The organism is Nocardioides luteus (assembly GCF_000960475.2).
In the GTDB taxonomy this organism is placed as follows: Bacteria; Actinomycetota; Actinomycetes; order Propionibacteriales; family Nocardioidaceae; genus Nocardioides; species Nocardioides luteus_A.
Genome location: NZ_JZDQ02000014.1, coordinates 69078 through 89771 on the forward strand (window position 1 = coordinate 69078; position 20694 = coordinate 89771).

Below are 20694 nucleotides of genomic sequence, written 5' to 3' on the forward strand. Positions count from 1 at the left end.
GCGCACTGCCCTCGCGGAACTCCACGAGAGCAGTGACTGTTGACCGAGGTAACTCGGTCAGCATCCCGCCCGCCCTCAGCGCTCCAGCTTGTCGCGGAGCCGTTCGGCGAGACGTACGGAGGCCTCGATCTCGACCTTGCGGATCGAGACGGACTCGATGTTGATGCCGAACGGCACGCCAAGCTGGCGGCAGAAGGACATCAGCTCGATCGCGGTCGCCTCGGCCTGCTCGAGCGAGGCGTCGAGGGTGTCGGTGGCGTGGCGCAGCTCGTTCTCGATCCAGCGCGGCACGTCGACGCCGAGCCAGCGGAGGAACTCCAGCGTCTTCATCGACCCGCACACCGAGAAGGTGAACACGATCGGCACCGGCTGCAGGCCGCGGGTCTCGCACTCGTAGCGGTAGTCGGAGACGAGGTTCTTGGCGGCGTTGACGTCGTAGACCACCTGGCTCACGAAGTAGGAGCAGCCCGCCTCCTGCTTGGCGATCAGCCGAAGGTGCTCGTCGCCCTTGGCCGTGTGCCGCTCGGGGATCGCGACGGCGCCGAGGAGCAGGTCGGGGTTGGTCTCCCGCCGGATCTCCTGGGCGCGGCGCAGGCTGGTGGCGACCCGCTTCTCGCCCGAGGAGGCACCGACGAAGACCGAGAGCGCCTTGGCCGGGTCCTGGGTCTTGACCCAGTCACGCAGCGTCGGCTCCTCGTACTTCCCGGTGGCGCGGTAGACCACGGCCGGCACGTCGAGGCCGGCGAGGTTGCGCTCCAGGAACTCGGCGGGATCGAGGGTGCGTACGAACGGGAACGGCCGCTCCTCGGGATTGCGGTCGGACTCGTCGTCGATGTCGTAGAGGATCAGCCCGTCGACCTCGAGCGGCCGGATCCGCTCGAGCGTGACCTCCGCGATCTGCTGCACCCGCTCCGGGTCCGTCGTCACCCGCGGCGGGGTGACCGCGAAAAGCAGAATCTCACCGGCACGGTCCCTGATGCGCTGCTGCAGATCCACGGTCTCAACGCTAGCCGAGGGTGCGGTGACCCGGCGCGCCTGTCCAGCACAACGCCGAGCCGGCGCAGATGTCCCAGCTCAGAACGCCGAGTCGGCGCATCTGCCCCAACGGCATGGGACAGATGCGCCGGCTGGGCCTGATCTTGCGGGACATCAGCGCCGACTCGGCGCGGATATCTGGGGCAGACGTGCCGAGTCGGCGTCAGATCAGTAGACGCTCGGGCCCGAGGCGGGGGCGTCGTAGCTCTCGGTGTCCGGCTTGATCTTGAACAGCTCCGCACGGCGCTTGATCGTCTCGGCGCGAGCCAGGCGCGGCTTGTCGCTGCCGTCACGGATGACGCGGCCGCCCTCCTCGAACTTGTGCAGGAACTCGTAGGCCCAGGTCACGTCCGACGGGGACGGGCTGAACGACTCGTTGATCACCGCGGGCTGCTCGAGGTCGAGGCAGAGCTTGCCGGTCATCCCCATCGCGACGCCGTCGGCACCCTGCTCGCGGAGCAGCGGGTGGCTGCTGCCGACCGTCGGGCCGTCGATCGGGCCGGGCAGGTTGCCGATCCGCGAGGCCAGGACGAGCTTGGTGCGCGGGTAGGCCATCGCGAGCGGGTCGTTCTCCGCGCCGGTGTCGCGGCGGTAGTCGCCGGAGCCGAACGCGAGCCGGTAGGCACCGCGGGCGCGGGCGATCGTGGCGGCGTCCTCGATGCCGAGCGCCGACTCGAGCAGCGGGATCACCGGGGTCGACCCGCCGAGCCGCTGGAAGGTGTCGGTCACCTGGTCGGGCGACTCGGTCTTCGCGAGCATCACGCCGGCGAGCGTCTCGATCCCGGCGAGCGCCGCGAGGTCCTCGCTCCAGTCCTCGGTGGTCCAGTCGTTGATGCGTACCCAGGCGCGGCCGCCGCCCTTGAGCCAGGCGGTCACGTTCTCGCGCGCCTGCCCCTTGAGCGAGGTGTCGATCGCGTCCTCCATGTCGAGGATGATCTGGTCGGCGCGGCTCAGCTGTGCGTCGTCGAAGATCTCCGTACGCATCGCGGAGACCAGCAGCCAGGACCTGGCGTTGTGACCTTCGACTCGGTTGGCTTCGCGCACCTCGCGCTTCTCGGCGATCTGGCTCGTGCTCATCGTTCGTCTATCTCCCTACTGGCGTCCTGGGCTGGGCGCGATTTGGACGGTAAACCAACGCGCTGGTGACTCGCGAGTAGGAAGCCTGCGGGCGGAGGGGGTTGAGACGAAACCCACATCCGGCCTGGTCCTAGGCCGGGTCGTCCTCGTCGGCGAGCGCCGGCATCGGCTGGATGATCTGGTAGACGGAGTAGAGCTCCATGTCCTCCTCGGCGGCCTGTCTGCCGGCGTCCCGATAGCGGGCGACGACCTCGTTCAGGTCGCGCTGCAGCTGCTCGGCATCGTCCTTGCTGAGCCGCAGGGACGACTCGGAGACGATCCTCTTGGCCGGGTCGTCCGCCTCCCGCGAGATCTGGAAGGCCTGGTCGACCAGGAGATGGCCCCAGGCGACCGAGCTGCGCTGGAACACCGTGTAGGCGGCCTCTCCTCCGGGCTGCTCGACGATCTGCCGGGGGCTGAAGGTGATGTCGTCGTCGACGAGCCGCCAGACGCGGTCGCGCTTGTCGCGGCCGGCATCGGGAGCGACCTCGACCAGGCCGTACTTCGCGAGCTGGCGCAGGTGGAAGCTGGCCTGGTTGGCCGGGATGCCGGTGCGCTGGGCGATGTCCGCGGCACGGAGGGAGCCGGCTGCCGACAGTTCGTGCAGCACGCGGTTGCGGGTCGGGTGGGCGATCGCGCGCAGGATCCGCGGGTCGTCGTACGTGGCCATGGCACCACCCTAGCCGAATCGCGCACCATCTAGTGCGCAAGAACTATTGCGCAATATATGTTGCGCATTCTACGGTGCTGCCATGACCTCCTACCGCGCCCTCGCCCGCAACCATGACTTCACCGCCCTGTGGGTCGGTGCCACCGTCGCCGAGCTCGGGACGCGGGTGAGCATCTTCGCGATGCCGCTGGTGGCGTACGTGATGACCGGATCGGCCTTCTGGGCGGCCACGGCCGAGGCGGCCCATCTCGTCGGCATGGTCGGCATGCTGCTGCCCGCCGGGGTGATCGCCGACCGGCGCCACCGGCTGCGGATCATGCGGTTCGCGCACGGATCGGGCGCGGCGCTGTACGCCTCGCTCGCGGTCGCCGGGCTGCTCGGGTCGCTCACCCTCCCCCACCTGCTGCTCGTCGCGCTGCTCACCGGAGTGCTCAACGGTCTCTTCGTGCCCGCCGAGAACTCGGCGATCAGATCGGTGGTCCCGGCCGAGGACCTGACCACGGCGCTCTCCCAGCAGCAGGCCCGTCAGCACATCGCCGGACTGCTCGGCGGCCCGCTGGGAGGGGTCCTGCTCGGCCTGTCCCGATGGGCGCCGTTCGCCGGGAACGCCCTCGCGTACGCCGCCGGGTGGCTGCTGCTCGCCCGGGTCCGCGCCGACCTCTCGGCGTCCCCGGCCCCGGTGCGAGACGCCGGGCGGAAGCCGCTGGCCGACCTCCTCGCGGGACTGGGCTACAGCTGGCGACAGCCGTTCCTGCGTACGCTGCTCTTCTTCGGTCCGGCCGCCAACCTCACCATCAACGCGCTCTTCTTCCTCGCGCTGCTGCGGCTGGTCGAGGCCGGCTTCCCTGCCTGGCAGATCGGGCTGGCCGAAGCCGCCATCGGCGCCTGCGGGATCCTCGGAGCGCTGGCCGCGCCCTGGCTGATCGACCGGCTGCCGACCGGGCGTCTCACCATCCTCGTCGCCTGGAGCTTCGTCCCGCTCTCGATCCCGCTGGCCTTCTGGACGCACCCGGCGGTGATGGCGCTGGCCGCGTCGGTGGGGCTCTTCCTGAACCCCGCGGGCAACGCCGGCGTGGCCGCCTACCGGATGGCGACGACCCCGCAGGAGCTGATCGGACGTGTCCAGGCGGCCGCGCAGTTCGTCTCGATGCTCACGATCCCGCTCGCGCCCGCACTCGCCGGGGCCGCGCTCGCCCTCGTCGACGGCACCACCGCGGTCCTGACCGTGACGGCGATGACCGCCGCGGCGGCCCTGATCCCCACCCTGGCCCGATCGGTCCGCTCGATCCCGCGCCCCGCGCAGTGGCGGTCCGAGACGCCGAACGACGCCGAACTCCGCCACACGGACGCCACGGAGCACAAAAGCAGGGTTCCGCTCGGATAGCCTTCCTAGGTCCCCCAACGCAACGTTTGCTCCTCGGAAGCAAAGGATCCCCGCCATGTTCAACCGGGCCTGCCTGGCGTTGGCACTTCTGGCCGGAGTGTTCGCCACGGTGCTGTCGCCGGCACCAGCTCACGCGATGACCGACTCCTGGGCCGAGTGGGCGCCCATCTCCGGAACGTCGAACGACTACTCCACGACGATGACCCAGCGGTCGGCCGGCTTCCCGAAGGCGCAGATGGCCAGCGACTCGCGCGTCAACGTCGCCCTCCCCAGCGGCGCCTCCACCTTCCTCGACGCGGGCACGCCGCCAGGGGCGAAGTACGGCTCGAGCCGGGGCTCGGCCTACATCAACCTGCGCCCGAAGGCCGACACCCCGAGCGGCGCCTCGACCACGACGTACGCCTTCGAGAACCCCACGCCCGACACCGGCTGGGCGTTCGTGCTCGGTGACATCGACTCCGACCAGGTCCAGGTCCAGGCGACCGACGAGAACGGTGACCCCGTCTCGGCCGCGGAGATCTCCTCGTGGTTCCAGGGGTCCTTCAACTACGCCGGCGGCACCGACCAGCCGACCTGGAACCCCGCCACCTCGACGCTGACCGGCAACCCGACCGCCACTGACACCAACGGCGCCAGCGGCTGGTACGAGCCCGACATCCGGCTCACCAGCCTCTCCTTCGTCTTCACCCGCCGTGCCGGTTTCCCGGTCTACCAGACGTGGTTCGTGAGCCGGGCCCGGCCGATCGGCGGCACGGTCGCCGACGTGTCCACCTCCGGGTCGTGCCCGGTCGAGGACTCGGTGCTCACCCTCGTCTCGCCCTACGGGGAGGAGCTGGCGACCACGAGCCCCTCCCCCGACGGCTCCTACTCCTTCGGCGAGTTCGCCACCCAGGACGGCTACATCGTCCGCCTGACCAAGCCGGACGGGTGTGCCACGGTCGGGCAGACCGAGGCGACCGTCAGCAATCGCGGCAACGACGGTGACCCCGCCTCGCGCGCAGACTTCGAGGTGCGGCAGATCATCCCGCAGCCCATCAGCGGCACCGTACGCGACGACGCCGGCACCCCGGTGCCCGGCGCGACCGTGACCCTGACCCGGCCGGACGGGACCACCGCGACCACGACCACCGCTGCCGACGGCAGCTATCTCTTCGACGACAACTTCCCCGGCACGGGCTACTCGGTGACGCTGACGGTTCCCGACGGCTACACCCCCGGTCCGGACGGGACGACCCGCCCCGACATCACCGTCGACGACACCGCGATCACCGACCAGGACTTCGTGGTGAACCAGCTGGCAGCCGTCTCGGGGACGGTCACCGGCGGCGGCCAGGGTCTCGGCGGCGTCCAGGTGCGCCTGGTCCCCGCAGACGGCGGTGAGCCGATCACCACCGTCACCGACGGCGACGGCAACTATGTGATCGACGGCGTGCCGCCGGGCGACTACACCGCCGAGATCGACGCGCCCGAGGGCTACACGGGTCCGACCACGCGGCCCGTCACCGTGTCCACGAGCGACGTGACCGGGGTCGACTTCGACCTCACCCGCCCCGGAGCGATCGGCGGGCGGGTCACCGACGCCGCCACCGGGGACCCGGTCGCCGGCGTCACCATCACCGTCGACGGGCCCGACGGCCCGGTCACCGCCACCACCGACGACGCGGGCGGCTACTTCGTCGAGGACCTCCCGCCGGGCGACTACACCATCACCGTCACCGCGCCCGACGGGATGCGCGTGGTGGGTGAGAGCTCGCGTACGGTCACGATCACCTCGGCCGGCGAGATCCGGGGCGGACAGGACTTCAAGGTCGAGAAGGTCGCCTCCCCGACCCCGACTCCCACGCCGACCCCCACGCCGACACCGGACCCGACCCCGACGCCGGACCCCACCCCGACGCCGGATCCGACCCCGGATCCCACCGTCGCACCGGCCCCGGGCGGAGACGAGAATCCGCCGGCGGCCCCGGACCCGGGACCGCCGACGGAGACCTCATCTCAGAGCTCGCTGCCCGAGACCGGCGGCCCGTCGTGGGTCTTCGCCGCGCTCGGCGTCTCGCTCATGCTCGCTGGCACCGTGCTCACCGTGACGGCGCGTCGAGCCGCCCGAAGGCGAGGTTGACCTCTTCGTTGACCACCGAGGTCGCCCAGATCTCCCGCCGCAGCGGGTGATCCACGATGGCCTCGGGGAACCGCTCGCGGATCGCGGTCGGGAAGTAGGCCACCAGACGCTGCGTCATCTCCGGATCCGTGGCCGGGTCGGGCAGACCCTCCGCGACCAGCTCGCGACGGCGCTCGATCTTGGTCCAGGCGAGCACGACGGCGAGCTCGGGAGCGGTGAGCCCCTCCCCCGCCTCCAGTCGGCGGGCGACCTCGGTCGGGGACGGCAGGCCCTCCACCTCACGGTCGAGCACGCCGGCGGTGACCCACTCCGCGATCTGACGCTCGTGAGCCTCCAGGAGCTGCGGCGCCGAGGCCACCGCCCGGGTCAGGGTCACGTTGTGGGCCTCGTTGTCGGCGAGGACCAGCGCGGCGACCTCGTCGGTCATCTCCTCGAGGAGCTCGTCACGCGCAGCCAGCGTCAGCGAGCCGGCGCGTACCTCTCGATCCAGCAGGATCTTGAGGTTGACCTCGTGGTCGGAGGTGTCGACACCGGCGGAGTTGTCGATCGCGTCGGTGTTGATCAGCCCACCCTTGCGGGCGAACTCCACGCGGCCGGCCTGGGTGATGCCCAGGTTGCCGCCCTCACCGACGACCCGCACCCGCAGCTCGGCGGCGTCCACCCGGACGCCGTCGTTGGCGTGGTCACCGGCGTCGGCGTCGGTCTCGCTGGACGCCTTGACGTACGTCCCGATCCCGCCGTTCCACAGCAGGTCGACCGGCGCCCGCAGGATCGCGCTGATCAGCTCCTGTGGGGTCATCCGCTTGACGTCGGTCGCCAGACCGAGCGCCGCGCGCACCTCGGGGCTGATCGGCACCCACTTCAGCTGCCGCGACCACACGCCGCCACCCGCCGAGATCAGTGAGGTGTCGTAGGACTCCCAGGTCGACCGGGGCATCTCGAAGAGCCGCTTCCGCTCCTGGAAGCCCGTGGCCGCGTCGGGCGTGGGGTCGATGAAGATGTGCCGGTGGTCGAAGGCGGCGACCAGCCGGATGCGGTCCGAGCGCAGCATGCCGTTGCCGAAGACGTCACCGGACATGTCGCCGACGCCGACCGCGGTGATCTCGTCGACCTGCGGGTCGATGCCCAGCCGCTTGAAGTGGTGCTGCACCGAGACCCAGGCGCCACGCGAGGTGATGCCCATCGCCTTGTGGTCGTAGCCCGCCGAACCGCCGGAGGCGAACGCGTCGCCGAGCCAGAAGTCGTACTCCGCCGCGACCGAGTTGGCCAGGTCGGAGAAGGTCGCGGTGCCCTTGTCGGCGGCGACGACCAGGTAGGAGTCGTCGCCGTCGTGGCGCACCACGTCGGCCGGCGGGACCACCCGGCCGTCCACCCGGTTGTCGGTGACGTCGAGGAGACCACGCAGGAACGTGACGTAGGCGTCCGGGCCGGCCACGCCCTTGGGGACGAAGCCACCCTTCGCGCCACCCGGCACGATCACGGTGTTCTTGACCTGCTGCGCCTTCGCCAGGCCGAGCACCTCGGTGCGGAAGTCGTCGCGCCGGTCGCTCCAGCGCAGACCGCCGCGGGCCACCGCGTCGAAGCGCAGGTGCACGCCCTCGACGTCGGGCGAGTAGACGAAGATCTCGTACGCCGGCCGCGGCAGCGGCAGGTCGGGCAGCTGCTGCGGGTCGAACTTGAACGAGAGGTAGTTCCGCCCGCGGTAGTAGTTCGTCCGCGTCGTCGCCAGGATCGCGGTGACGTAGCTGCGCAGGATCCGGTCCTGGTCCAGGCTGGCCACGTCGTCGAGGGCCTCGATGATCGCCTCGGCCCGCTTCGTCTCGTCACGCGTCGTGAGCGAGGGGTCGAACCGGGTCTCGAACAGCTCCACGATCTGCCGGGCGATGCCCGGGTTCGTGCACAGCGCGTTGCCGATCGAGAAGAACGAGCTCGGGGTGCCGGTCTGGCGCAGGTAGCGGGCGTAGGCACGCAGCATCGTGACCTGACCGTGGTCGAGTCCCGCCAGGACGAGGGCGTTCAGCCCGTCGATCTCGCTGCGCCCGGACCAGGCCTGGTGGAGCGCGGCGACCAGCTGGGTGGGCGTGCCGACCGGGGTGCCGGAGTAGGCGAGGCCGAAGTCGTAGATGAACCACTCCTCCGACCCGGACGTGCCGACGCCCTCGAGGTCGTAGGGCCGCTCGTCGGTGACCTCGAAGCCGAACGAGGACAGGATCGGGAGCATCAGGGACAGCGAGAGCGGGCCGCCGGTGCGGAAGATCTTGATCCGGAAGCCGCCGGGGCTCTCCGGGTCCTTGTAGAAGGAGAAGTCGACCGCCTCACCCTGGTGCGAGAGCAGCTCCAGGCGGGTCAGATCGGCGGCGCCGGTGTCGGCGTCGAAGTCCTCCTTGTAGGCCTCCGGGAACGCGTCGAGCACGTGCGAGAGCCGGGCCGCGCCGTCCTCACCGGCGTGAGCGATGACCGCGCTCACCAGGTCGTCGCGCCAGCTCCGGGCGGCCTTGCGCAGCCGCGACTCGAGGCTGTCGACGAGACCCGGAGTGTCCAGGGCCTTCCCCAGCGACTCGGTGGTGCCGTGCACCACGAAGTGCACCCGGGCGGTGGTCGACTCGCTGATGCGTACGGTGAACTCCAGGTCGGTGCCGCCGAGGGCCTCGAGGAGCACCTTCGAGAACCGCTCGCGGACCGTCGTGTTGTAGCGGTCACGCGGCAGCGAGACGAGCACCGAGACGTAGCGACCGTACGTGTCCGGCCGGACGGCCACGCGCAGGATGCGGCGCTCGATCGCTCCGAGCGCGGCCTCGGCGAGGTCCATCAGCTCCTCGGTGGAGGCGTGGAAGAGCTCCTCGCGCGGGTAGGTCTCCAGCGCGTCGAGCATGGCCTTGCCGGTGTGGCTGCGGCGGTCGTAGCCGGTGTGGTCGAGGACCGCGGCGACCTTGCCGCGGACGACCGGGATCCGGGTCACCGACTCCCGGGCCGCCTTCGTGGTGAAGAGACCGAGGAAACGGTGCTCGCCGACCACCTCTCCGGCGCCGTTGAAGATCTTGATGCCGACGTGGTCGAGGTAGGCAGGCTCCCCGACGGTCGAGCGGGAGTTGGCCTTGGCCAGGACGAGCATGACCTTGTCGCGAGCGTGGGCGGCGACCTTCGGCGGCATCTTGCCGTGGTCGGGGGCCTGCGGCGGGTCGGCGCGCAGGATGCCGAGGCCGGTGCCGGAGCGGCCGCGCAGGTAGTCGCCGTCGAGGCGGTACTCGCGGTAGCCGGTCAGCAGGAAGTGGTCCTCGGCGAGCCAGGCCAGCAGCTCGGCGGCCTCGGCGGCCTCCTCGCGCGGCACGCTGTTGGGCGGGGTGTAGCGCAGGCCGGCCGCGATCTCGGCCAGCCGGCGGTGCAGCCGCGGCTCGTCCTCGACGACCTCGCGTACGTCCTCGAGGACGCCCTCGAGACCCGCGACGATCTCCTTGGCCGCGTCGGGGGCGATCCGGTCGATCTCGATGTGCATCCAGGACTCGCGGATGTCTCCTTCGTTCACCCCCTCGAGCGCACCGGTCACGTCACGGGCGACCTCGATGACGGGGTGGACGACCAGATGGACGTCGAGGCCGCGGCGGTAGAGCTCGGTCTTGACCGAGTCCACGAGGTAGGGCATGTCGTCGACGACGATCTCGACGACGCTGCGGCCTCCGGCGGACCAACCGTCTGCGGCGGTGGTCGGGGTGAGGATGCGCACGGCGGCGGTGCCTTGCGGGCGGCTCGCGGCGAGCGCGAGATGCGATCCCACCGCGCCGGCGAGGTCGGCCTCGCTGCGGCCGGTGAGCTCCTCGGGGGCTACGTGGCGGAAGTAGGTGGCACTCGGCAGGCGGTTCTGCAGGACGTTCTGCGGAGCTTGGACAGGTTTGATATGCGTCTCCGTTGACACACCTCTCACGGTATCCCGGGAGGGCTCCGGATAGGCGGCCGCGTCCAAAGGAATCGCCGATGTGAGTCATAGGCTGATGGCCGGCCCGCGACCCCACGGTAAAGAGCATACTCAAAGAATGTGTCGGTTCTCTCGGCGCCATCACTGGTGACTCTGGCCGACCTAGGCGTCATGATGTGTGGTCATGAGCAAAAAGCTGTCGGTCGACCTCGCCTACGACGCTCCGATCGCAGCCGTCTCCGGGATGCTCGCCGACGCGGCGTTCCGCGAGCAGGTCTGCGACGCCCAGCACGCGCTGTCCAAGAGCGTCGCGATCACCGGGTCGACGGTGAGCATCCGCTACGCCCAGGCCGTCAGCGGCGTGCCCGGGTTCGCGAAGAAGTTCGTCGGCGACACGATCGAGGTGCACCAGGACGAGATCTGGTCGGCCGACTTCACCTCCGGCGACCTCAAGCTCACCCTGCCGGGCAAGCCGGGCTCGCTCGCCGGCACCGCCCGGCTGGCCGAGAACGGCACGAAGACGATCGAGACGGTCACCCTGACGGCTACCGTGAATGTGCCCCTGGTCAGCGGAAAGCTGGAGGATCTCATCCTCTCGATCTTCAAGAAGGGACTCGAGAAGGAGCACGAGGTGGGCACCCGCTGGCTCGCCGGCTGAGCCTCCTCCTTCCCCGTCCCACCAGCAGAAGAGCCCCAAAGGATTCGGCAATGACGACGACCCTTCAGCACGAGCTCGTCTACGACGCCCGCATGGGTGAGGTGTCCGCGATGCTCGCCGATCCGGGTTTCCGCGAGCGGGTCGCCGACGCCCAGGGCGCGCTCCGTCGCCGGGTGACCATCGGCGGTGCGCCGCGCGAGGTCCGGATCGACCGGGTGCAGTCGACCGTCGGCGTACCCTCCTTCGCGAAGCGCATCGTGAGCGGCGACCTCACGGTCCACCAGAACGAGGTCTGGTCCTCCGACACCGTCGCGGTCGTCGACATCACCGTTCCCGGCGGCCTGGCCACCCTGCGCGGCAACATCTCGCTGTCCGAGTCCGACGGGCGCACCATCGAGAGCGTGCGGCTCAACATCAAGGTGCCGGTGCCGCTGGTCGGGGCCAAGCTCGAGGAGTACGTCGAGCAGCTGATGCTCAAGGCCTTCGACCTCGAGCAGGCGGTCGGTGCGGCGTACCTGTCGCGCTGAAAAATCTCACCGATTCGGTGCAACCGAACTGAAAAGTCAGTCGTCCCCTTAGGTGCTCGGCAATAAGTTGCCGGGATCCAGGTCTCGGATCAGGAGGGATTCGGGCCACTCATGAGGGGGCATCTCGATGGTAAAACCTCGTACTCGCACGCGGCAGCTGGTCTCGGCCGGCATCGGGCTGGTGGCGGCCGCGCTCGTCGTCACCACGACGGTGGCGACGAACTCCGGTCCCGCGAGCGGCACCACCGGCAAGGGAACACTGAAGCTCGTCGCCGCAGCCGACACCGTCCAGGTCGAGGCCTGGGACGGGAACGCGTACGTCCAGCCGTCGGTCTGGCTGGCGGCGTACGACGCGGCCTTCGAGTTCCGGGCCAGCCACGCGGCCTATGACGAGCCGGTGAAGCTGACCAAGACCGTCATCCGGGGCAAGAAACGCAGCACCACGACCGCACCGGCGTCGATCGTCGACGGAATGAAGGGCTTCAAGGACGGCCTCCGGGTCACGCTGAAGAACAAGGCCGGCAAGGTGATCCTCGACGGCAAGCGGCCGCTGTGTCCCGGTGGCTACGACCGGCAGCGGGTGCAGACCGACGGCGCCACCGGTCCGGTCTACCCGGAGTTCTGCGGTGGCAACTGGTTCACCAAGGGCGTCCTGTACGGGATCGAGCGGGGCATGGCGGTCCCGGCCGTCTCCGACCTCGAGTTCGCGACCAAGGGCGAGACCGAGCTCACCATGACGATGAGCATCAGCAAGCCGGTCGCCGACTTCCTCGGTCTGCCGGACGCCAGCCGCACCGCCAAGCAGAAGCTGATCATCGTCGACGGCTGCCCCGATGGTGGCTGCGAGGGCGAGGGTGAGGGTGAGATGGGCATCATGGCGGCCCATGGCGCCGATGACGACCAGGCCGCTCGCACCGTGGTGCCTCGCGAGACCCTCGAAGGCGGCGAGAACGGCCGCGGCCGGCTCCCGCTGGGTGGCGGGCTCGGCATCATCAAGCCCGGCAAGCCGAGGAAGGACACCCTGCCCGACCTGGTCTCGCTGCCTGCGTGGCAGATCTCGACCGAGGTCGACGAGGGCGGCACCGACCGCCTCAACTTCGCCGCCAACGAGTGGAACGCCGGCCCCGCACCGATGGTCGTGGAGGGCTTTCGCCGCGGCACCTCACCGGTGATGGACGCCTACCAGATGTTCTACCGCGACGGCGAGCAGGTCGGGATCAAGAAGACCGGCACCATGGAGTTCCACGAGGCTCCCGAGCACAACCACTGGCACTTCCTCGACTTCGCCAAGTACGAGCTGGTCGACGCCAAGGACAAGGTCGTCTCGACCAGCGGCAAGCAGTCCTGGTGCCTCGCGCCCACCGACCCGGTGGACCTGACCGTGCCCGGCGCGACCCTGCGGCCCAGCCAGACCGGTCTGGAGTCGGCCTGTGGCGAGAAGTCCGCGCTCTGGCTCCGCGAGAGCATGCCGACGGGCTGGGGCGACACCTACAGCCAGAACCAGACCCAGGCCTTCGACCTGAGCAAGGTCAAGAACGGCACCTACCGGATCAAGGTGACCGTCAACCCCGACGGCAACCTGTACGAGAAGACCCGGTCGAACAACGTCAGCTACCGCACCATCACCATCGGCGGCAAGGCCGGTGCCCGCACCGTCAAGGTCCCGCCCTACCAGGGTGTCGACACCGAGACGTGGTGGGGCGAGGAGGAGTGACGATCTAGACCAGGCTAGATCGGGCTAGATCAGGTCGGGGATCTCCTGGGTCGCGAACCAGCCCAGGTCCTCGTCGGGGTCCGCGTCGGCCGGGCGATCTGCCAGGTCGGCGTGGACCGCGGCGACGAGCTTGAACGGCACCACCTGATCGCCGAGAGCCGCCGGCGCGTCGACGACGACCACGACCCGGCGCCCGGGACCGGCCAGGAGCGCCGCCGAGTCGTCGGCGGCGCTCATCAGGGCGGCGTACTCGGCCTCTTCGCTGTCGTCGGGGGCCGCGTAGCCGTCCGCGGTGCCGGGCAGCTCGCCCTGGGCGTACCAGTCAGCGAGGAGCTCGAGCGTGGCGGGTACGTAGATGCGGGTCACGCCTCTATTCTCCCGTGTTCTTGACGACGCGCAGACCTCGGGGCGCCCGGAAGCGACGTCCGGAGGCGGTGTCGAGCAGCTCGTCGAGGGCCTCGCTGATGCACTGTCCGACCAACGACGCGTCGGGCACGAGATCACGGTCGGCGGTGATCGCGAAGAAGACCTGCCCGTCGTAGGAGGTCACCCCGATCGCGAGGGTGTGCCCATCGGCCAGCGGGTGGATGGGATAGGAGGCCACCAGCCGGGACCCGGCCGCATAGCGGGGCTCCTGCGGGCCGGGCACGTTGCACACCGAGAGCAGGTAGTCGTGCTCGCTCTCGGCGGCCACGCGGGAGCCGACCATGTGGAACGTGGCCGGGGCGAAGCCGCTGATCCCGGCCAGTCGCTGTGCACTGACCGTGCGGGCGTTGGCCTTGTGCTGCTCGAAGGAGTAGGAGACCTGGTGGAGGCGCACCACCGGCGACGGCTCCGCGACCGGGAGCACCACGAAGTGGGGCGCGACCGCCGACCCGAGCTGGGTCGGGTCGAGCTCCTCGTCGATCACCGAGACCGGCACCAGCGCCGGCACCTGGCGTACGCCGGCCAGGGACTGCTGCCGGGTCATCAGCCAGGCACGCAGACCGCCGGTGACGGCCGCGAGGATAACGTCGTTGACGGTGCCACCGTGGGTGTCCCGGATGCGGCGGAAGTCGGCCAGGTCGGCCTGCAGCGTGACCACGAGCCGCTGCTGGGAGAGCACCCCCTTGAGCGGTGTCGGCCGCTCCGGAGCCCGGCCGGTGAGGGCCCGGGCGATGCCCGCACCCGCATTCTGGAAGTCCTTGGCGACGCCGGTGACCCGTCCGAGCGCGAAGCCGCCCAGGCTGCGCGCGGTGCCGGTCAGGCCGCTGACCGAGGTGACCGCGTCGAAGACCGCCCCCGCGACCAGCCGCGCGCTCGACTGCGGCTCCGGCGGCTCCCACAGGTCGGGCACGACCGGCCCGACCTCGGGCTTGTCGTCGAGCAGCAGCTGGACCAGGTCGACGGTCTCGGCGCCGTCCACCAGCGCCTGGTGGGTCTTGGTGACCAGCGCGACCCGGTCGCCGGCCAGCCCCTCGATGACATAGAGCTCCCACAACGGGCGGGAGCGGTCCAGGGGCCGCGAGACGATCCGACCGGCCAGGTCGAGGAGCTGGTCCATCGAGCCCGGGCGGGGCAGCGCGGAGCGGCGTACGTGGTAGGTGAGGTCGAAGCGGTCGTCGTCCGCCCAGACCGGGTAGGCGATCCGGCCCGGCACGACACGCACCCGTTGGCGGTAGCGGGGCACGAAGGCCAGCCGGTCCTCGACGTGCTCGAGGAACGCACCGTAGTCGAACCCCTCCGACCTGGGCTGGATCAGCTCGATGCTCGCCACCTGGTGCGGCACCGCCAGCGTCTCCCCGTCGAGGTACGCCACCTCACGTGGCCGAAGCCGGTCTCGCTGCCGCTCGCTCATGCCTCTCAGCCCCCTCTTTGGTTCATGTGCGATTGTGGCAGACGCCAGCTCGAACTTAGCCCACGAAACGGGGGAGTAATGCGCCTCACGGCCCGGATCATCGCGGTCGTGGCAGCAATCTGCGGGATCGCGTCCATCGCGACCGCCTGCGGAAACGACGTCGCCACCGAACCCAGCAAAGACAGCGACCCGGTGGTCGTCGAGATCAACTTCTCCGGTGACTCGGTCGATCCCCACGGAAGCCAGATCGACGTCCCGGTCGGCCACCGCGTCGAGCTCGACGTGACCGCCGACGCCGCCGGCGAGATCCACGTGCACTCCGACCCGGAGCAGTCCGCCGCCTACGGCGTGGGCACGACGCGGATCAGCCTGGGTGCGTTCGAGATCCCTGGTCAGTACGAGGTGGAGTCACACACCCTCGGCAAGACCATCGTCACCCTCGAAGTCAAGTGATCCTCACCCACGGCGTGGGCGGTCGCCAGGACCTCCCACTGCCGCTCGAGTACGTCATCGCGGGCGCTGTCCTCGCCCTCCTCGTGTCCTTCGGGCTGCTGGTGCTGACCACCCGGCGGGCCGCCGAGGGTGAGGTCGTCGGCCCACGGAATCCGCGCGGCTGGCCGCTGCCGCGTCTCGGGCGTGTCGTCGACTCCCCCGCCTGGACCGCGCTGTGGCGCGTCGTCGGCCTGCTGATCTTCGCCTACTTCGTGCTGGTCGCCTTCGCCGGCGCCGACAACGCCCTCAACCCCATCTTCGGGATGACGTACGTCTGGCTGTGGGTCGGCATCGTCCCGTTCTCGCTGCTGTTCGGACCGGTCTGGAAGGCGATCAGCCCGGCCCGCACGGTCGTGGCCGGGCTGACCTGGCTGCGCGGCCCCGGCGATCCGCCGCTCCACCTGTCCGCGCGCCTCGGCTACTGGCCCGCGGCGTTCACGCTGCTCGCCTTCGCCTGGCTCGAGCTGGTCTACCCGGACAACAACTACCTCGGCCCCGTACGCCTCTGGCTGGCCGTCTACCTGGCCGTGATGATCCTCGGCGGCGTGCTCTTCGGCGAGGAGTTCCTGGAGCGCTGCGACCCGTTCGAGGTCTACTCGTCGATGGTCGCGAAGCTGTCGGTGTGGGGACGCACCCAGGCCGGCAACCTGGTCCTGCGGACCCCGCTCGGCAACCTCGACACCCTGCGGCCGGCCCCGGGCATGGTCGCGGTGGTCTCGGTCCTCTTCGGCACCATCGTCTACGACTCCTACCGGGAGTCGCCGCCGTGGCTCCAGCTCGTGCAGAGCCCGGAGATCTCCGGCAGCACCGCCTACCTGATCAGCAACCTCGCCCTCATCTCGTTCCCCCTGCTCATGGCCGGGTTCTACTGTGTCGGCACGATGCTGACCGGGGTCGGCGACGTGCCGCGCCGGGCCCTGCCCGCCGAGCTGGCGCCCTCGATCGTGCCGATCATCGTCGGCTACGTCGTGGCCCACTACCTCAGCTACTTCTGGGAGAGCGGGCTGGCAACGCTGCGCAACGCGTCGGATCCGTTCGGAAACGGAAGCGACTGGTTCGGGACCGCGGACATGCCGGTCTCCTACTTCTTCGCCTTCCATGCCACGCTGCTGGCCGTCATCAAGGTGGCCGCGGTGATCATCGGGCACGTGCTCGGGGTGTGGTCGGCCCACATCCGGGCGCTCCAGGTGCTTCCGAAGAAGCATCTGGTGACCGGTCAGGTTCCCCTGCTGCTCACGATGGTCGGCTTCACGGTCGGTGGGTTGTACCTGCTGTTCGCTGCATAGCGCGTCTCTGCTTCACGGTTCACCCACCACGCATCCACAAAGTGGCGCATCCCTACCTAATGCGGACTAACAGGTTGGCGCCATTGTTTACGGCCGCTTGCAGAGTCTGGGAGACTGATCCTTATGTCTGGTACCCCCCGCTTCCTGACTCTTGCCGACGTGGCCGAGGTGCTCAACACCTCGAGCGCACAGGTCTATGCCCTTGTCCGCCGTGGTGAGCTCCCCGCCATCAAGATCGGCGGACGCGGCCAGTGGCGCGTCGAGTCCAGTGTCCTCGAGAAGTTCATCGATGACATGTACTCGCAGACCAAGGCCTTTGTGGCCGACCACCCGTTCGTCGAGGCCGAGGGCGCTGCGCCCGCCGCCACGCCGGACGCTTCTTGAGTCACAGCAACCTCAAACCCCCACAACTAAACCTTCCCCACAACAACGCGAAGAGCTGCCGGGCACAGCGCCCAGCAGCTCTTCGCGTCTTTTTTCGTCCTCCGGCGTCGCCGCGTGGCCGCGTCGGTCAGGCGAGGTTCTCGGTCTGCGCCTCCAGCTTGATCTTGAGCTGGTGACGGGCACCGTTGCGCATCACGGTGAACTCGATCGTCTCCCCCGGCTGGTGGGCCCGGATGGCGACGATCATGCCGATCCCGTCGGTGACGATGACGTCTCCGACCTTGGTGACCCGGTCGCCGTCCTTGAGGCCGCCGGCGGCCGCCGGCGAACCCGCCTCGACCACCGAGATCAGCGCTCCGTTGTGGTCGACCGCCTGGACGTCCACGGAGGCGCCCACGATCGGGTACGTCGCCTTGCCGGTCTTCAGGATCTGCGCGGCGGTGACCTTGACCTGGTCGATCGGGATCGCGAAGCCGACACCGATGCTGCCGCCCTCTCCACCCTCTCCGCCGCCGGCGGTCGCGATGGCCGAGTTGACCCCGATGACCTGGCCGACGAGGTTGACCAGCGGGCCACCGGAGTTGCCGGGGTTGATCGCCGCGTCGGTCTGGACGGCGTTGATGTAGGAGGTGTCGTCCTTGGACTGGCCGGTGCTCACCGGGCGCTGCAGCGCGCTGACGATGCCCGAGGTCACCGTGGAGCTGAGTCCCAGCGGCGACCCGATGGCGACGACCCCTTCGCCGATCCGCAGCCGTGACGTGCTGCCGAGCGAGGCCGGCTCGAGCTCCTTGACCTCGGGGACGTCGAGGACCGCGAGGTCGTAGACCGCGCTGCGCCCGACCACGTCGGCCTTGTAGCGGCGACCCTTGTGGTCGACCACCTCGATGCTGCCCTTGGCCTTGGCCGCGTCGGCGACCACGTGGTTGTTGGTGACCACGTGGCCGTTCCGGTCGAAGACGAAGCCGGAGCCGGTCGCGGCGTCGTCCACGCCCTGGTATTCGGCGAAGATCTGGACGGTCGAGGGCAGCAGCGTCGCGGCCACCTTCACGATGCTGGCGTCGTCGCCCGCCAACGGCGCGTCGGTCTCGATCGAGCCCGGGTCGAGCCCGCCGCCGGCCAGGCTGGACATGTCGTCCTGATCCTCGAGCACGCCACCCGCATAGCCGCCGAGCACCCCGAGCAGGAACGCGACCGCCGCCGCGAGCGCCCAGATCGGTCCGGGGACGCGCCGGCGCGTCGAGGAGTCGTCGCGGGCGTACGACGGCGGTGGCGGTGATGGCGGCCCGTCGAAACCGGGCAGCGATGCGCCGGGCGGAGGCGGCACCACGGGCGGCTCCGCGGGCGGAACCACGGGCGGCAGTGGCGCGGTGCCGGCGGCCGGAGCCGGCGCGACGGCGGCTCCCGGCATGCCCGGCAACGGCACCTCGGCCGTGTCGCGCTCGATGTCGTCCATGTCGTCAGGGGACGACTGTCCGGCCGGGGGCACGTCGGGCGCACTCGAGGGTGGTGCCCAACGTGAGATCCGCCGCGACTGGTCGTCTTGTGGTTCCTGCGTCACGACACCCATTCTTCCCACTGGCCCCAACAATGGGCAGCCCGGGTCTCGTGTCGCGTCGGTGGGCGCTCGGTCAGCGGCGTACGTGGGCGACGATCGGGGCACCCGGGACCTGGGTCACCGAGGTGACCGGGAGGTTCCTGGGGACCGGCGCGTCGGCGGGCGCCGCGGCGAAGGTGAACATGCTGAACACGGCGGCACCGACAGCACCGCCACCGGCGGCGACCATCACCAACGTACGCCGCATCGACCGGGGGTCGGAGTAGCTCTCGCCGAGATCGTCGGTGGGCCACACCGAGGCGGCCATGGCGCCGCCGAGGAGCGACCCTTTGAGGTCGGCCGGGGCCGATACGCCGGGATCGACGCTGAGCCCGGCCAGACGTCGCTTGAGCCAGCCCTCACGCTCGACCAGACGGCGGCAGGCGCAGCACTCGTGGACGTGGGCCCAGGCCCGCTCCTCCTCCGCTGCGGGGAGCTGGCCGTCGAGAAGCGCGCTGGTCCGCGCGCCGAGATGGTTACCCAGAAGACTCATGAAGCCCCGCCCCACAACACCTTGGGCCCGGAGTGCCGCAGTCGTCCGCCGCGCGGGGCACGGTGGGCGAGAGCGTCACGGAGCATCGCCCGGCCGCGGTGGATCCGCGAACGGACGGTGCCGAGCTTGGCACCGAGGATCTCGGAGATCTCCTCGTAGGAGAGCCCCTCCACGTCACAGAGCACGACCGCGGCCCGGAAGTCGGGCGGCAGCGTGGCCAGCGCGCGCTCGATGTCGTCGTCGAAGCGCTGGTCGGTGTAGGCCAGGTCCGGCGTCGGCCCACTGCTCGTCAGGCGCGAGGCGCGCTCGTCGGAGAGGGCATCGAAGCGGATCCGCTGCTTGCGGCGGGCCTGGTCGAGGAAGAGGTTGGTGGTGATCCGGTGCAGCCAGCCCTCGAAGGTGCCGGGGCTGTAGGTGTCGAGAGAGCGGAACACGCGCACGAAGACCTCTTGGGTGAGGTCCTCCGCATCGGGGCGGTTGCCGGTCAAACGGTAAGCAAGCCGGTAGACCCGGTCGGAGTGCTTCTCCACGATCTCGTCCCACGACGGCACACCCGGCTCTGCAGTCGGGGTCTCGCTCGCGGGGTTCGCGGTCATGGTGCTCCTGCCTGTCTCGCTGATCGCTGACATCTCCTACGGTAGATCGCCTGGACCGGGAAGGGCTGAGAGTTGCCTGTGAGGCTCCTATTTTTCCTCTTCCTGTCACCGTCTAACGCACAAGTTGGATCAGGCGTTCCCGCACCGTTGAGCGAAACAGGTTAGGTTTTGCGGTGTGACCAGCCCTGTCTCGACCGCAAGTTGGACCTACGCCGACGAGTTCGTCGCGGAGGACGACCTCCTCGCTGCCGCCCGTTCCCGGGCCGAGGAGGTCGGTGTCGCGCCGATCGGGCCTGGCGGCGGAGCCACGCTGCGCTTCCTCGCCTCGGTCCTCGACGCCAAGAACGTCGTCGAGGTCGGCACCGGCACCGGTGTCTCCGGGCTGTGGCTGCTGCGTGGCATGCGCCCCGACGGGGTCCTGACCACCGTCGACATCGAGACCGAGCACCAGCGGCTGGCCCGCCAGAGCTTCACCGAGGCCGGCTTCGGCCAGCGGCAGGCGCGGTGCATCGCCGGCGCCGCCCTCGACGTGCTCCCCCGGCTCACCGACAACCACTACGACATCGTCTTCGTCGACGGCGACAAGACCGAGTACGCGGCCTATCTCAAGGAGGCCCTGCGCCTGCTCCGCTCCGGCGGCGTCGTCGCCTTCGACAACGCCCTGTGGCACGACCGCGTGGCCGACCCGTCCGTACGCGACGAGGAGACCGCCACCATCCGCGAGCTCAACCAGCAGGTCGCCGACAACGACGACCTCATCCCGCTGCTCCTCCCGGTCGGCGACGGCCTCCTGCTCGCCCGCAAGTCCTAGCCGGGACGACCGGAGCGACCGCGCGAAGCGTCACCCCATCGGCCGAAGCGTCACCCCCGTCGGCCGAA

At 69.9% G+C, this 20694-nt stretch carries 18 protein-coding genes; 9 read left to right on the forward strand and 9 right to left on the reverse strand.

Features of this window, described 5'->3' with window-relative positions; translation table 11 throughout:
• Positions 1-75: 75 nt before the first annotated feature.
• From UG56_RS11690 to UG56_RS11700, 3 genes are all read right to left on the reverse strand, one after another.
• On the reverse strand, positions 76-996 hold the full coding sequence (locus tag UG56_RS11690; RefSeq protein ID WP_045548299.1) for a methylenetetrahydrofolate reductase: 921 nt from the start codon (positions 994-996) through the stop codon (positions 76-78).
• Positions 997-1203: 207 nt separating this feature from the next.
• Complete coding sequence (locus UG56_RS11695) at positions 1204-2112, reverse strand: HpcH/HpaI aldolase/citrate lyase family protein (protein WP_045548300.1); 909 nt, start codon at positions 2110-2112, stop codon at positions 1204-1206.
• Positions 2113-2242: 130 nt separating this feature from the next.
• The gene (locus tag UG56_RS11700; RefSeq protein WP_045548301.1) at positions 2243-2821 is read right to left on the reverse strand and encodes an ArsR/SmtB family transcription factor; all 579 of its coding nucleotides are present in this window, start codon (positions 2819-2821) and stop codon (positions 2243-2245) included.
• A gap of 82 nt (positions 2822-2903) precedes the next feature.
• Between UG56_RS11700 and UG56_RS11705 the strand changes: the two genes are divergently transcribed.
• Together UG56_RS11705 and UG56_RS11710 are read left to right on the forward strand one after the other, a co-directional pair.
• The gene (locus UG56_RS11705) at positions 2904-4205 is read left to right on the forward strand and encodes an MFS transporter (protein WP_045548302.1); all 1302 of its coding nucleotides are present in this window, start codon (positions 2904-2906) and stop codon (positions 4203-4205) included.
• Positions 4206-4260: 55 nt separating this feature from the next.
• Positions 4261-6324: an MSCRAMM family protein gene (locus UG56_RS11710; protein WP_052693437.1), complete on the forward strand. Its 2064-nt coding sequence runs from the start codon at positions 4261-4263 to the stop codon at positions 6322-6324.
• Here UG56_RS11710 and UG56_RS11715 read toward each other — a convergent pair.
• A complete protein-coding gene (locus UG56_RS11715; protein WP_256206571.1) occupies positions 6284-10234 on the reverse strand; it encodes an NAD-glutamate dehydrogenase in 3951 nt (1316 codons plus the stop codon). The genes UG56_RS11710 and UG56_RS11715 overlap by 41 nt on opposite strands.
• Before the next feature lie 184 nt (positions 10235-10418).
• Between UG56_RS11715 and UG56_RS11720 the strand changes: the two genes are divergently transcribed.
• The 3 genes from UG56_RS11720 (at position 10419) to UG56_RS11730 (ending at position 13133) form a co-directional block, all read left to right on the forward strand.
• Positions 10419-10892, forward strand: coding sequence for a DUF2505 domain-containing protein (locus UG56_RS11720; RefSeq protein ID WP_045548303.1), 474 nt, complete (start codon positions 10419-10421; stop codon positions 10890-10892).
• Positions 10893-10942: 50 nt separating this feature from the next.
• Positions 10943-11419, forward strand: coding sequence for a DUF2505 domain-containing protein (locus UG56_RS11725; RefSeq protein ID WP_045548304.1), 477 nt, complete (start codon positions 10943-10945; stop codon positions 11417-11419).
• A gap of 127 nt (positions 11420-11546) precedes the next feature.
• Positions 11547-13133 (forward strand): lysyl oxidase family protein, encoded by a 1587-nt coding sequence (locus tag UG56_RS11730; RefSeq protein WP_045548305.1) that lies wholly within the window; start codon positions 11547-11549, stop codon positions 13131-13133.
• Between the two features lie 24 nt (positions 13134-13157).
• Here UG56_RS11730 and UG56_RS11735 read toward each other — a convergent pair whose 3' ends face one another.
• A complete protein-coding gene (locus UG56_RS11735; RefSeq protein WP_045548306.1) occupies positions 13158-13499 on the reverse strand; it encodes a DUF6912 family protein in 342 nt (113 codons plus the stop codon).
• Between the two features lie 4 nt (positions 13500-13503).
• On the reverse strand, positions 13504-14970 hold the full coding sequence (locus UG56_RS11740; RefSeq protein WP_045548307.1) for a wax ester/triacylglycerol synthase family O-acyltransferase: 1467 nt from the start codon (positions 14968-14970) through the stop codon (positions 13504-13506).
• 78 nt (positions 14971-15048) lie between these two features.
• Between UG56_RS11740 and UG56_RS11745 the strand changes: the two genes are divergently transcribed.
• The 3 genes from UG56_RS11745 (at position 15049) to UG56_RS11755 (ending at position 17132) form a co-directional block, all read left to right on the forward strand.
• Positions 15049-15423 (forward strand): hypothetical protein, encoded by a 375-nt coding sequence (locus UG56_RS11745; protein ID WP_052693441.1) that lies wholly within the window; start codon positions 15049-15051, stop codon positions 15421-15423.
• Complete coding sequence (locus UG56_RS11750; RefSeq protein WP_045548308.1) at positions 15420-16748, forward strand: hypothetical protein; 1329 nt, start codon at positions 15420-15422, stop codon at positions 16746-16748. The genes UG56_RS11745 and UG56_RS11750 overlap by 4 nt, the downstream gene beginning before the upstream one ends.
• Before the next feature lie 123 nt (positions 16749-16871).
• Complete coding sequence (locus tag UG56_RS11755; protein WP_045548309.1) at positions 16872-17132, forward strand: helix-turn-helix domain-containing protein; 261 nt, start codon at positions 16872-16874, stop codon at positions 17130-17132.
• A gap of 127 nt (positions 17133-17259) precedes the next feature.
• Here UG56_RS11755 and UG56_RS11760 read toward each other — a convergent pair whose 3' ends face one another.
• From UG56_RS11760 to sigE, 3 genes are all read right to left on the reverse strand, one after another.
• Positions 17260-18585 carry a S1C family serine protease gene (locus UG56_RS11760; protein ID WP_143055005.1) on the reverse strand — a complete coding sequence of 442 codons (1326 nt, stop codon included), beginning with the start codon at positions 18583-18585 and terminating at the stop codon, positions 17260-17262.
• 175 nt (positions 18586-18760) lie between these two features.
• Positions 18761-19219: a hypothetical protein gene (locus UG56_RS11765; RefSeq protein WP_052694229.1), complete on the reverse strand. Its 459-nt coding sequence runs from the start codon at positions 19217-19219 to the stop codon at positions 18761-18763.
• On the reverse strand, positions 19216-19815 hold the full coding sequence (gene sigE, locus UG56_RS11770) for an RNA polymerase sigma factor SigE (RefSeq protein WP_045551873.1): 600 nt from the start codon (positions 19813-19815) through the stop codon (positions 19216-19218). Before sigE ends, UG56_RS11765 begins: the two co-directional genes overlap by 4 nt.
• 175 nt (positions 19816-19990) lie before the next feature.
• Between sigE and UG56_RS11775 the strand changes: the two genes are divergently transcribed.
• Positions 19991-20626 (forward strand): O-methyltransferase, encoded by a 636-nt coding sequence (locus tag UG56_RS11775; RefSeq protein ID WP_045551874.1) that lies wholly within the window; start codon positions 19991-19993, stop codon positions 20624-20626.
• Positions 20627-20694: the final 68 nt, after the last annotated feature.

Bases quoted from the DNA above. Each gene is read 5' to 3' on its own strand.
- UG56_RS11695 (WP_045548300.1), bottom strand. From the start codon at position 2,112: ATGAGCACGAGCCAGATCGCCGAGAAGCGCGAGGTGCGCGAAGCCAAC.
- UG56_RS11700 (WP_045548301.1), bottom strand. From the start codon at position 2,821: ATGGCCACGTACGACGACCCGCGGATCCTGCGCGCGATCGCCCACCCG.
- UG56_RS11705 (WP_045548302.1), top strand. From the start codon at position 2,904: ATGACCTCCTACCGCGCCCTCGCCCGCAACCATGACTTCACCGCCCTG.
- UG56_RS11710 (WP_052693437.1), top strand. From the start codon at position 4,261: ATGTTCAACCGGGCCTGCCTGGCGTTGGCACTTCTGGCCGGAGTGTTC.
- UG56_RS11720 (WP_045548303.1), top strand. From the start codon at position 10,419: ATGAGCAAAAAGCTGTCGGTCGACCTCGCCTACGACGCTCCGATCGCA.
- UG56_RS11725 (WP_045548304.1), top strand. From the start codon at position 10,943: ATGACGACGACCCTTCAGCACGAGCTCGTCTACGACGCCCGCATGGGT.
- UG56_RS11730 (WP_045548305.1), top strand. From the start codon at position 11,547: ATGGTAAAACCTCGTACTCGCACGCGGCAGCTGGTCTCGGCCGGCATC.
- UG56_RS11740 (WP_045548307.1), bottom strand. From the start codon at position 14,970: ATGAGCGAGCGGCAGCGAGACCGGCTTCGGCCACGTGAGGTGGCGTAC.
- UG56_RS11745 (WP_052693441.1), top strand. From the start codon at position 15,049: ATGCGCCTCACGGCCCGGATCATCGCGGTCGTGGCAGCAATCTGCGGG.
- UG56_RS11755 (WP_045548309.1), top strand. From the start codon at position 16,872: ATGTCTGGTACCCCCCGCTTCCTGACTCTTGCCGACGTGGCCGAGGTG.
- UG56_RS11760 (WP_143055005.1), bottom strand. From the start codon at position 18,585: ATGGACGACATCGAGCGCGACACGGCCGAGGTGCCGTTGCCGGGCATG.
- UG56_RS11765 (WP_052694229.1), bottom strand. From the start codon at position 19,219: ATGAGTCTTCTGGGTAACCATCTCGGCGCGCGGACCAGCGCGCTTCTC.
- sigE (WP_045551873.1), bottom strand. From the start codon at position 19,815: ATGACCGCGAACCCCGCGAGCGAGACCCCGACTGCAGAGCCGGGTGTG.